Annotated in this window: 11 protein-coding genes and 1 pseudogene; 3 read left to right on the forward strand and 9 right to left on the reverse strand. The window is 42.0% G+C overall.

Annotated elements, in window-relative coordinates; translation table 11 throughout:
* Position 1: 1 nt before the first annotated feature.
* The 5 genes and pseudogenes from FTU80_RS04795 to FTU80_RS04815 all read right to left on the reverse strand — a co-directional run bounded on the left by FTU80_RS04795 (position 2) and on the right by FTU80_RS04815 (position 4,584).
* Positions 2–844 carry a hypothetical protein gene (locus tag FTU80_RS04795; protein WP_180084380.1) on the reverse strand — a complete coding sequence of 281 codons (843 nt, stop codon included), beginning with the start codon at positions 842–844 and terminating at the stop codon, positions 2–4.
* On the reverse strand, positions 841–1,620 hold the full coding sequence (locus FTU80_RS04800; protein WP_180084381.1) for a uroporphyrinogen-III synthase: 780 nt from the start codon (positions 1,618–1,620) through the stop codon (positions 841–843). The genes FTU80_RS04795 and FTU80_RS04800 overlap by 4 nt, the downstream gene beginning before the upstream one ends.
* A 3-nt stretch (positions 1,621–1,623) precedes the next feature.
* Positions 1,624–2,541 carry a hydroxymethylbilane synthase gene (gene hemC, locus FTU80_RS04805; protein ID WP_078193127.1) on the reverse strand — a complete coding sequence of 306 codons (918 nt, stop codon included), beginning with the start codon at positions 2,539–2,541 and terminating at the stop codon, positions 1,624–1,626.
* Between the two features lie 95 nt (positions 2,542–2,636).
* On the reverse strand, positions 2,637–3,377 hold the full coding sequence (locus FTU80_RS04810; protein ID WP_078190465.1) for a LytTR family DNA-binding domain-containing protein: 741 nt from the start codon (positions 3,375–3,377) through the stop codon (positions 2,637–2,639).
* A 53-nt stretch (positions 3,378–3,430) separates the two neighbouring features.
* Positions 3,431–4,584 (reverse strand): annotated as a pseudogene (locus tag FTU80_RS04815) (sensor histidine kinase).
* On the opposite strand from FTU80_RS04815, the gene argH reads away from it, so the two are divergent.
* Both argH and FTU80_RS04825 read left to right on the forward strand, forming a co-directional pair.
* On the forward strand, positions 4,575–6,005 hold the full coding sequence (argH, locus tag FTU80_RS04820) for an argininosuccinate lyase (RefSeq protein WP_180084383.1): 1,431 nt from the start codon (positions 4,575–4,577) through the stop codon (positions 6,003–6,005). The pseudogene FTU80_RS04815 and the gene argH sit on opposite strands and share 10 nt — an antisense overlap.
* 27 nt (positions 6,006–6,032) lie before the next feature.
* A complete protein-coding gene (locus FTU80_RS04825; protein ID WP_180084384.1) occupies positions 6,033–6,305 on the forward strand; it encodes an oxidative damage protection protein in 273 nt (90 codons plus the stop codon).
* Between the two features lie 911 nt (positions 6,306–7,216).
* Here FTU80_RS04825 and pgsA read toward each other — a convergent pair.
* The 3 genes from pgsA to uvrC all read right to left on the reverse strand — a co-directional run bounded on the left by pgsA (position 7,217) and on the right by uvrC (position 10,640).
* Complete coding sequence (gene pgsA, locus FTU80_RS04830; RefSeq protein ID WP_078190467.1) at positions 7,217–7,804, reverse strand: CDP-diacylglycerol--glycerol-3-phosphate 3-phosphatidyltransferase; 588 nt, start codon at positions 7,802–7,804, stop codon at positions 7,217–7,219.
* Positions 7,805–7,908: 104 nt separating this feature from the next.
* Positions 7,909–8,703 carry a thioesterase family protein gene (locus tag FTU80_RS04835; RefSeq protein ID WP_180084492.1) on the reverse strand — a complete coding sequence of 265 codons (795 nt, stop codon included), beginning with the start codon at positions 8,701–8,703 and terminating at the stop codon, positions 7,909–7,911.
* Positions 8,704–8,840: 137 nt separating this feature from the next.
* Positions 8,841–10,640 carry an excinuclease ABC subunit UvrC gene (gene uvrC, locus FTU80_RS04840; RefSeq protein ID WP_180084385.1) on the reverse strand — a complete coding sequence of 600 codons (1,800 nt, stop codon included), beginning with the start codon at positions 10,638–10,640 and terminating at the stop codon, positions 8,841–8,843.
* Between the two features lie 178 nt (positions 10,641–10,818).
* Between uvrC and FTU80_RS04845 the strand changes: the two genes are divergently transcribed.
* Entirely contained in the window at positions 10,819–11,865 is a 1,047-nt protein-coding gene (locus FTU80_RS04845) for an AAA family ATPase (protein WP_180084386.1), read from the forward strand.
* 53 nt (positions 11,866–11,918) lie between these two features.
* Here the strand turns inward: FTU80_RS04845 and FTU80_RS04850 are convergent, their stop codons facing one another.
* Entirely contained in the window at positions 11,919–12,332 is a 414-nt protein-coding gene (locus FTU80_RS04850; RefSeq protein ID WP_168379012.1) for a PH domain-containing protein, read from the reverse strand.
* Between the last annotated feature and the right edge of the window lie 141 nt (positions 12,333–12,473).

Here is a 12,473-nt window from a genome sequence, read left to right on the forward strand (position 1 = left end):
ATTATCCTATGAGTTCCCGAGTATTTAACAGCGGTGCAGAAATAACCGGAATGTCCTTTAATTGTTCTAAACGTTGGCGTATCAGTTTTAATGAAGCATCTGGCAATTGCTGCATAATTTTAATAATTTCAGTGATTTCTTGTTGAAATTGAGGATATTGTCCTTGATTTAAAACTTGCTGAGCCAAAATTAAACGTAACTGCATTTCTTTTAATACCAAGCTACGCTGCATTAATACGGGACTTGGTTGTTCGACTGATTCGACTTGAATCCATTTTTGCCAAAAAGAAAGACCTTTTTGCTGCTCTTTAGAACTATAGGGCTTTAATATTTCTTTTTCTAACAATTGATCGATCGATTGCAGAGTATTTTTCACTTTATCAGACTGCAACTGACGCTCTGTCACATATTGCTTTAAGGTCTCACGGTCTTTTTGAATCACCTGATGCAAACTCATACGCAATGCAGGTGCCAAGCTCAACTGATCTAATTGTTGATCTAATTGGTTTAATTTTTCCAAAGCAACAGCAAATTGTTGTTGCTGCATGGCAAATTCAACCAAATCAAGTTGCTGACCCACCACAATCATTGGCTCAATACTATGGGTCGCCTCAGCAGCAATCGAAGCATTCGATGTCGTTGCAGCCGACATCTCGGTCGCTGTGCCATTCAACTGGCGTTTCAAAGCTACGACCTGATCATTCAAACCTGCATTGCGCTGTTGCAATAAAGTTTGTTGTTGCATCAGTTCGGTTTGTTGAGCATTGACCTGAAACAAGTCAAAACTGAGTTTAGCCAACCAAAGTACGGCGACAATGACCACAACGACAAACAACTTCTTCATGTATTTCCCTGCACGACTTGCACATGCTGCAATATGTGTGTCGCGTTTAAATCTTCGAGTTGAATAATTTTAAAATCTTTGTTCAGTGTTATACGACTTTGCTCAAGTAGCTCGAACAACCTTACACCTAAAACTAAAAAATGTGCATGACTCAGCACTGATAAATGCGACTGAATCAAGTCAAGCCAATTGAGCCAACTAGCCTCACTGGTGATCAACATACAATATGGAGATGACAACTGATGTTCAGAAATGAGTGTTTTTACTTTTTGAATGGTCTCTTCCGGTAGATGCCGTTCATATAGCACAAAATTGAGAATCTGAATGCCACGTGCTAGCAACTGCTGCATCATAAATTGACGACCACCTTCACCGCGCCAAAACGCAACACAAGCCCCGGCCTCTAATTGTTCTAAATGGCTTAAGGTGAGCATTCCCTCCGAGGTTTCCACCTGCGGTACGACACTGTGAATGCCATAATCAACCAGCTTTGCTGCGGTTGCGTCACCAACTGCAACCCATTGAATATGTTCGAGCTGCTCAAGTGAGATGCCTGCTTTACGCAAACCTTGCATACCAAAGGTGACCGCAGAGGGGCTTACTACAACCAATACATCCGCAGCACTCAACTGGGCGTAGCACGCTGCCAATGCTTCTGACCATGCCCGTGGCTTGAGCTCAAGTAATGGAAGCTCAGCCACAGCAACACCCGCAGAGCGCAGCGTCAAGCTAAGCTGCGTTGCACGATCTGCTGGACGTGTATTGATAAAAAGCATGTATTAATACAGTGCCTTTAAAATTTCACCTGCACCTTGGGCTAACAAGTCTTGTGCCAATTTGACACCGAGCTGTTCAGCTTGTTCAGGAAGACCTACTTGCTGTGCTTTCAACAAGGTTTGACCGTCAACACTACCGACACGACCTTCCAAATGAATCTGACCATTTTCTAAGGTTGCATAACCTGCAATCGGTACTTGGCAGCCACCTTCTAGATATGCATTAAATGCACGTTCTGCGCGTACACAGGCATTGGTCTCTGTATGCATTAAGGGCAAAATTAAATCCAATACAGTTTGATCTTGGCTACGACATTCTAGGCCCAATGCACCTTGTCCAACTGCAGGTAAACTCACAACAGGCTCAAGAGTATGACGAATACGCTCTGCTAAACCCAGACGCTTCAACCCTGCACTGGCCAAAATAATCGCATCATAGTTACCCGCATCGAGTTTAGATAAACGCGTACCCACATTGCCACGCAGATCAATAATCTCAAGGTCTGGACGTTGTTTTAAAATTTGGCATTTGCGGCGCAAGCTCGACGTTCCCACCTTCGCACCCTGTGGCAACTCATCAAAACTGTTATAGGTATTTGAAACGAAAGCATCTAATGGGTCTTCACGCTCACAAATCACGGCCAAGCTTAAACCTTCAGGCAAGGCCATTGGCACATCTTTCATCGAATGAACTGCCAAGTCTGCACGACCATCCAACAATGCCGCTTCTAATTCTTTTACAAATAATCCTTTTCCCCCAATTTTGGCTAAGGGGGTATCTAGAATCTTGTCACCTTGAGTCACAAAGGTCACCAACTCAACTTTCAAATTTGCATGAAGTGCTTCTAAGCGTGCACGAATATGTTCCGCCTGCCAAAGTGCAAGCGGGCTTTGTCGAGTTGCGATCTTAAGGATATTCATAAATTTTAAAATACAGTCTATAGGGCTATTATTCTAAACTTAACTTGCTCAGTTGAAAATGCAAGCTTAATTCGCAATGTGCTTTAACCCTTGCCCTATAATTTTTGTATTCGCTCGCGTAAATTCGGTAAATGCCGACGGCTGACCGCCAAACGTTCTTCTAAATCTCGACAACGCACCTGATATTGCCCTGAGCTTACGACTTCTAAACCATCTAAAAAGCTCACAGACACCAAGGCATTGCGATGAATGCGTATAAAACGATCACCAAATTCATGCTCTAAATCTTTCAGCGTTTCATCAATGAGTACGCTGCCATTTTTGTGCCGAACAGTGACATATTTCTGATCTGCAAGAAAATAGTAAATATTTTCCACAGGTACCAACTCTACACCACGATAGGTCTTTGCCGCGATTTGATGGCGGCTGATTTTAATTTCGTCCATATTTTCTTTTTGTTTTATCGTGCTCAATTGAGCTTGGGTTAATTTAGTTAAATGATCTAAAACCTGCTGCAATTCCTGTTGCATAACCGGTTTTAGTAAATATCCCTCTGCATTCGATTTAAATGCATCAAGTGCATGATGATCATATGCAGTGCAAAAAATAATAGCGGGCATGGGGTCTAATTCACGCAACAATTTCGCGCAAGTCAACCCATCCATTTCAGGCATTTGTATATCTAGTAAGATGACATCAGGCTCGAGGCTTTGAGCCAAGTCAATCGCTTGTTGACCATGTGAGGCTTTCGCAACCACTTGATGTCCAAGTTGAGTGACTAAACGTGACAATCGCTCTACTGCTAGAGGCTCATCATCACAGATTAGGATGTCCATTTCTCCTCCTTATCTCGTTAACGTCATTTATTTTTATTGGTCAACTGAGATTTCTATTTATATTGATATTGCACCACAGTCGTATACATTCCCTCGCCTGCGTAGGTTTGAAAAGTGACATGCTGACCATAATATGCCTCAAGTCTCTGTTTCACGTTTTCGATGGCAATACCATTCCCCTGACGTAATTTAATTGTATCCTGTGTATAGGGATTTGTAATAACGATATTAATTTGATTTTGTAATATTTCAATCAATATATTTATCGTACTCTTTGTCAAAATCTTTTCAACTCCATGAAAAATACTATTTTCTAATAAAGGTTGTAAAGTTAATAGTGGAATTTGTACTTGAGCGTACTGTTCAATACCTTCTAGTTTCCACTCCACCTTAAGCCGATCACCTAAACGCATTTGTTCAATGGCCAAATAACGCTGACACAGATCGATCTCATCTTTGAGACTTACCAACTTCAATTCTTGAAAACTTGCACGGAACAATCGAGATAAATTCAGTAGCATTTGCTCCGCTTTATCTGGGTCAATCGCAATCAAGCTAATCACATTGTTTAAGCTATTAAATAAAAAATGTGGATGAATCCGAGCTTGCATAGCCTGAATGCGTGAGTTTAATTCACTATGATGTTGTCGACCCCACTGTTCTCTTAAATATAAATATCGAAAACAAAATGCCCCAAGCAACACCCCATAGCTCAGATTTAAAACCACACCAGCAGTTAAAACATCTGCACTCAAACCAGCTAAACTGAAATTTTCACCAAAATAGATCAAAACATTTAAAATTAAGGTGGTGAATAACACCAAAGCTTGCAATAAAACAAACCCGCTAAACATGAGCATTTTCATGCTTAAACCACGCGTCTTACTCTGCAATAGCTCTGAAAATGCTGCAAATGCCAATAATATCCAGTTAATAAACAACACATGCTGCATGACACTGGAAACACTTAAAGCATGCCACGATTGAGCTTGGGCCAAGGCCAAGACCAACGCCACGATATTGCCCGCAAGAAACAGCTCCCACAGATAGTGCCAGCGGCCCATTTTTCCTGAAAATACAGAAATTGTCATAGACCTAAACCCTGTCTAAAAGTTTGATCAACTTGCCCTTCGGCAACTGGGTTCGAATTTGCTATACTCTTGCTCAGTTCTATGCTTTTTATCTTATTGAGCCGACATGACCACATCTTCTAATTCCTCAAATCCGTCACAAGCCCAAACTTCAGGCATGTGGGGCGGTCGTTTTTCCGAAGCTACTGACGCTTTTGTTGCTGAATTTACAGCATCTGTACAGTTTGACCAACGCTTTTATAAACAAGATATTGCAGGTTCAATTGCACATGCAACCATGCTTGCAAAAGTTGGCGTTCTAACTGAACAAGAGCGTGACGATATTATTAATGGCTTAAACACCATTAAAGCAGAAATTGAAGCGGGTCAATTTGAATGGCGCATCGACCTTGAAGATGTGCATATGAATATCGAGTCACGCTTGACTCAACGTATCGGTATTACAGGTAAAAAACTACACACCGGTCGTAGTCGTAATGACCAAGTTGCAACCGATATCCGTCTGTATGTTCGCGACGAAATCGATGCGATTTTAGAATTATTGAAAAAATTACAAAAAGGCATCCTAGGCTTAGCGGCGAAAAATACCAATACCATCATGCCGGGCTTCACGCATTTACAAACTGCACAGCCAGTGACTTTTGGTCACCATTTAATGGCATGGTTTGAAATGCTGGTACGTGACTCAGAACGTTTAATTGACTGCCGTAAACGTGTAAATCGCCTACCTTTAGGCTCTGCTGCACTTGCAGGAACAACTTACCCGATCGACCGCGCATTCACTGCAGAATTACTAGGTTTCGAAGCTGTCGCTGAAAACTCTTTGGACGCTGTATCTGACCGTGATTTTGGTATTGAATTCAATGCTGCAGCATCACTCATCATGATGCATTTATCACGTATGTCAGAAGAAATGATTCTTTGGACATCGGCTCAGTTCAAATTTGTGAACATTCCTGACCGTTTCTGCACTGGCTCTTCAATCATGCCGCAAAAGAAAAACCCAGACGTTCCTGAGTTGATTCGTGGTAAAACTGGCCGTGTATATGGTGACTTGATGAGCCTATTGACCCTAATGAAAGGTCAACCTTTGGCATACAACAAAGACAACCAAGAAGATAAAGAACCACTATTCGATGCAATTGATACTGTTCGTGGCTCACTCATGGCATTTGCCGACATGATCCCTGCACTAGTGCCAAACATTGACATCATGCGTGAAGCAGCGCTGCGTGGCTTCTCAACTGCAACTGACCTTGCCGACTACCTCGTTAAAAATGGCGTGGCATTCCGTGATGCACATGAGATTGTGGGTAAAGCAGTTGCTCTCGGTGTTCAAGAAGGCAAAGATCTTTCAGAATTAACCCTTGAGCAACTTCAACAGTTCTCTGACTTGATTCAGGCCGATGTCTTCGAAAAAGCATTAACACTTGAAGCATCTGTCAATGCACGTAACCACATTGGTGGTACTGCACCTGCTCAAGTTGAAGCAGCAATTGAACGCGCACACGCACGTTTAGAAAAACTTTACGCATAACTTTTTCAAGTTAAATGGAGTATTGATATGTCTCGACAAGTTTTTTGCCGTAAATATCAGGCTGAAATGGAAGGTTTAGACTTTGCACCATTCCCGGGTGCGAAGGGACAAGAATTGTTTGATACGGTATCTAAACAAGCTTGGCAAGAATGGCTAAAACACCAAACAACATTAATCAACGAAAAGCGTTTGAATGTGTTTGAACCAGATGCAAAAAAGTTTCTTGAAGAACAGCGTGAAAAATTCTTCAGCAATGATGAATCTTTAGAAAAAGCCGAAGGCCTAAAGCCTGAGGCGTGATAAAGCGGAGCACTGCTCCGCCACGCCGCAAGACAAGCAGCTATGCTGTGCGTAGGCTTTAATTGAAAAGAATCTCCAATCTTGGGGATTCTTTTTTATTGCTCTAAAAATTACGCAAGACAAGCGAAGCGCGTAGCTTCAAATGTCATGAAGGAGTCCAAAGGGGCTCCTTTTTTTGTGCTTAGGAGTACTGCCACGCCGCAAGACAAGCAGCTATGCTGCGCGTAGGCTTTAATTGAAAAGAATCTCCAAATTTGGGGATTTTTTTTACTACTCTATAGATTACGCAAGACAAGCGAAGTGCGTAATTTCAAAATAAAGTCTGAAAGGACTCCTTTTTTTGCTTCGGAGCACTGCTATTTTCGCAAAACAAAGATGACGTCTGTGTAAGCTTTCATTCAGAAATGATCTTCATCATTGCTGGAAAATCTTTTATCCATTGATCAATTTTATTTAAACTTAAATAAATGAATTTATTATTTAAATAATGTTAATTGTATTTTTATCATTACATATATCGATTTTTATTGTTTAAATCCAAACAAAACCTACCAAAGTTATTGGCCAATTTGTATCAAAAATTATTAATGTAAATTTGTGATACATTTCTCAATAAAACACAACATTACACTACAAGAAACTCCATGTATTTCTAAACCTGCTTTCCTATAATAGCAATCAAGGAGATGGAAACATCTTCCATAATAGCGATAAGTAACCCCGATTTTCCTTCCCAGATTTCCCCCAAAATCTGGGAATTTTTTTATCCAAAATTTGCGCTAACATCTCACATTTAACTTCAAGCTCTAATCAAATGAAGCGCTATTCAAACTAGTCAACCCCTCAATTTTTTCTAAAAACTCGGCAATAAAAAAGCCCCGATCACGGAGCTTTTAATAACTTACTTTAAATCAAGGTTGCTTTAAATACGGCCATGCGGCTTTTAAATAAATAAACATCGACCATAACGTTAAAACTACGGCTGTATAGAGCAATCCATACGCCAACATTTCTAGGGGTTGCCAATTTAGCAAGAACACTGAAATCGCAATCATCTGAAATGCTGTTTTATATTTACCAACGGTTGAAACCGCAACACTGGTACGCGCGCCTAATTCAGCCATCCACTCACGTAGGGCAGACACCGTGATTTCACGTGAAATAATTACAATCGCTGCAAAGGCCATCGAAATGGTCGGTTGCCATTGCACCAAAACGATCAACGCTGTTGCAACCATCAATTTATCTGCAACAGGATCGAGAAAACGTCCAAATGCTGAAGTCTGATTTAAACTTCTTGCAAGGTAGCCATCAAACCAGTCAGTGACAGCTGCGATCACAAAAATAGCAGTCAGCAATATATGACGTGACATGCTTGCAGCATGCTCACCCACGCCCATTGCAGGTGGCCAGTACGCCACCAACAAAAACACAGGAATTAAAGCAATTCGTGCCAATGTTAAAATATTAGGAATATTCAGGATTCGACCTGTTGTCATAGACACCCCAGTTTTCCCCTCATGCACGATGAAAATGCAAAATAATTTGAGGATTTATCCATCGTTAGTTGCACTCACTTTATACGAAATGCCCCGCAGTGTCACTAGGCAAACACCGTAACAGTCTGTCGCGCAATCGCTATCAACTGGTTATTTTCATCCCATAAATGAGCATATTCTGTAGCGTATCCATCCGCTGCATAATCGGTAAATACTTTATATTTAAACCAATTATGTAAGTTTGATTGCAAGGGATGTACATAGGTCAATGTCCACGTTAAAGAACTCGCAGGTGCCATGGTTTTGTACATAGGCAGTACACCGGGCGGCCACATATCCATCGAGACCATTAGGTCAGCAACAGTCATCTTACGGTTATCATGACGTTCTGGGTTAAAACGCATCCAACCACTAAAGTCAGGCTTTTTGCTTGCAGTACACGGATACTGCCCATCTACCCAGGCCAAATCCATTTGCTGAAAGCACTGGGGTGCAAGTGGATGATGTCCGGCAATCTTTAAGCTGTTCACTTCAGGAAAATCAGGTGCTTGACGCTCCTGATTGACGGCAATGCTTGATTCACGTGGAACACCAAAGCTCGCCAATAAAATGCTTTGTACGGCATCATCTTGCCAAAGTCGAACTTCGATAGTGGTGACGGATTTGCCCTGTCTTAAAATTTCAGCACTTAAACGCACGGGCGCCAATTGTACTGGCCCAACAAAGGTCACATTACAACTGAGTAAACGTCGCTGCGGATCGGCAATGGTGACAACGGCTTTGTGCATCATCATGCCAGCCACTAAGCCGCCATAGATCGTACGTCCTTGCAACCATCCTTCTGGAATCTCAACCCATTCATTGTGTTCAATATGTTGATACAACTGTGCGAGTGACATCATCATCCCTGATCATATTTTTGATTTTTATATCATTGTATAAAAATTAAATAATGTGAATGATCAGTGACTCATGCGTCAATGAGCATTTTGGCAAATTCAGAATTGACCCCGTCATCGATTGGGGCTAGTTCGCTCTATTCATGCAGAATTTTATAAATGGTGCGCGCCATCACATCGCCTAAGCCCGGCACTAGTTTTAAATCATTTTCAGAAGCCTTCAACACCCCTTGAATGCCACCAAAATGGGTCAAAAGATCCCGACGACGTTTTGGCCCTAAGCCCGGAATCACCTCAAGTACCGATGAGCCGCGCTTTTTATCTCTTTTCGCTCGGTGTTTAGTTATGGCAAATCGGTGGGCTTCATCACGAACCTGTTGAATCAAATGCAGGGCTTTATGGTCTTCCGGCAATTGGATTTTTTCACCATCGGTAAAGTGCAAGGTTTCCAGACCTGGTTTACGCCCCTCGCCTTTGGACACCCCGACCATAAAGGCATCGAGATCGAGCTCCTGCATGACTTCCATCGCCATGTGTAATTGACCTTTACCCCCGTCAATTAATAGCAAATCGGGCAGCATATGCTTTTTATAGCGGCGGGTCAGCGCTTGACGCATGGCAGCATAATCATCTCCTTCGGTAATGTCATTGATGGAAAATTGGCGATAGTCGCGCTTTCTTGCACCGCCAGCATCAAAGACCACACAAGACGCGATAGTTGCCTCACCCATAGTGTGAGAAATATCAAAACACTCAATACTATCAATCGGCCGCCCAACGACTTGCTCTAACTGATGAAAGCGCTCATTCAATTCAAAATGATCGGCCAATTTACCTTTAATGGCGTGCTGCACATTCATTTGTGCAAGCTCTTGCCATTCGGCACGGGTTTCTCGCACCTTATGTTTGATTTGAATTTTTTTATCAAAGTGCTGATGTAGTGCATCTTCCATGTCTTTGCGATCTGGAATATCGACATTGATGATGAGTTCAGTTGGAATCTCATCTGCAACTTGAAAGTAGAAATTGGCAATGAAGTCCGAGAGCATTTGACCTAGATCATCACCCTGCATATCAGGGAAATAACTCTTTCCGCCGAGCATTTTGCCATTGCGCACATGCATGATTTGCACACAGGTCACACCGGCTTGATAAGCAATGGCAATGATATCTGCCTCGCCTTTGACTTTATAAATCGCTTGCTGAGTTTGCACATCACGTAGCAGTGCCATACGATCACGATAAAACACTGCCTTTTCAAACTCCAAAGCTTCTGCCGCAGCTTCCATTTTCCCAATCAGCTCTTGATTGAGCTCTTTGGTGTCGCCTTGTAAGAACCGAATCGAGTTATTGACATCTTCTTTGTAATCTTCGGGTGAGATCAACCCCACACAAGGCGCGGAACAGCGCTTAATTTGGTATTGCAAGCATGGTCGTTTACGCTGCGAAAAATAGCTATTTTCACACTGACGCACATTAAACAATTTTTGCAGCACCACCAAAGTATCACGCGCGTTATAAGCACTCGGATATGGCCCAAAAAACTTACCGGCCTGATGCTTCGCTTTACCTCGCCCTGCGGCAATTCGTGGATAGGGTTTATCGGCAGAGATAAAAATATAAACATAAGACTTATCATCACGCAGCATGATGTTATACGGTGGACGATGCAGCTTAATCAGGTTTTGTTCGAGCAATAGGGCTTCCGTTTCAGAACGCACCACCAAGGTTTCAATATCATAAATACGGGCGACCAAGGCTTGCGTCTTGGGATGCTCAATGGTTTTCACAAAATAACTCGACACACGATTTTTTAAATTCTTTGCTTTACCCACGTACAGCAACTCACCATCTTTACCCAGCATGCGGTAAACACCGGGTAGAGTCGTCATATTGGCAAGAATTTTTTCAATATGTTCGCGTGCGTTTTCGTTCACTTTTGCCTTGTTCCGTCTTCGATATTGCTCTTTGACATGATGTGATGCTTTTACCTACATTTTCAAGCAATCCCGCAAATTTATTGTTGCTCATAGCAATGATCTGATTGCTAAAAGCTATTAATGCAAAATTCTAAATTTGCTATGCTCGAAACATCACGCTTTAGGAACATGATGCATGACGAACGCCAATCCCGCCATCCATGTCGTACACCCGACAACTTCGACGCAGAGCACTGCTGAAAAAAACCGTTTGATGGGTAAGCCGCGTTTTCATTTTGAACCGCATGACGTTATGCAACGCCTAAAGCAACGGATCATTGGACAAGAAGCAGCATTAGACGAAATTGAAAAAATGCTGCATGTGGTCAAGGCTGATTTTTCCAGTCCTGAACGACCGCTCTCCGTAACCTTAATGCTTGGACCGACAGGTGTTGGTAAAACCGAAACTGTGCGTTTAATCAGTGAAGTGATTTATGGCCGACCTGATGCCTTTTGCCGTATTGATATGAACACGCTCGCACAGGAACATTATGCGGCTGCCATTACTGGTGCGCCTCCGGGCTATGTCGGCTCGAAAGAAGGCCATAGTTTATTTGATGAAGTTGCCATTGCAGGTAGTCATACCCGACCGGGCATCGTGCTTTTTGATGAACTGGAAAAAGCGTCAACCGAAGTTCTTCGCGGCTTAATGAATGTGCTGGATAGCGGAAAATTAACCCTAACCTCAGGTACAAAAACCATCGACTTTCGTAATTGTATGATCTTTATGACCAGCAATGTCGGTGCACAAGCGGCACAGCAATATCTAGATAAGTTAAATTTTTTACCCGAAAAAATACAGAAGGTTTGTCTCAAAAGCGTGCCGGTCAGCAGCATTATTGAAAAAGTCATGCAACGTAAATTCGACCCTGAATTTATTAACCGTATTGATCGTGTATTGCAATATCAACCCGTTCAAGATGATGCCTTGCCCCGTTTGGTGGAGATTGAACTGGAAAAACTTAATCAACGCCTACAACATCAAAAACGCAGTATCAAACTCACAGATGCAGCCAAAGCACATTTTTATCAGAACCATGATATTCGTTATGGCGCACGACATTTAGCACGAAAAATGCGGGTCGAGCTTGAGCCTATTTTGGCGGTGTATTTTTTGAATCATCCCGAACAAACTAAAATACACCTAGATGCACAACTTGGACAATTGGTTATTATTAAATAATTCACTGGTCTTTAAAAGGCATGCTCACATACCTTTATTCAGCATTCTTATATTTATTGGATTGGAACACCAATCGCTTTAGCAAAAGCTTGCGGATCTTTCGGTGAAACCATGACAAATTTGGTTTTGCCATCTCGAAGATATTCAATTTTTAAACGTTTAATGGAAAGCGCAGGTGCCGCAGACAAATCCTGACTTGCACTGATGCGTTGGATATCCTGCAAAGGAATCTGCCAACGTAGAAACATGCTACGGATGTTTAATTCTGTAGCGGAAATTTGATAACGTGTATTGAATATTGGCCACCACAGCAGTAATACCGTTAAAATATACACCGCGGTATGAAGAGGATATTGCTGCATCGTGCCTTTGGCTTGCATGGTGAGTAATAATTGAATGAGTAAACCGCTCATACAAACAATAAACGCCACCACCCACCAATCTTTTTTTGAACGAAAAACTTGCATCTTATCCCCCATCAACTGCTTTTATTCTATACAACATTTTGCAGGATGCATCTGCTATTTCAGCTTTATTTTTGCAGGAAATAAGCATACTTATCACATTATTTTCAAGAATATGGAGATCCATTTAGCTCAAGTTTCGCT

Origin of the sequence: Acinetobacter sp. YH12145 (assembly GCF_013418335.1) — a bacterium.
GTDB classification, from domain to species: domain Bacteria; phylum Pseudomonadota; class Gammaproteobacteria; order Pseudomonadales; family Moraxellaceae; genus Acinetobacter; species Acinetobacter amyesii.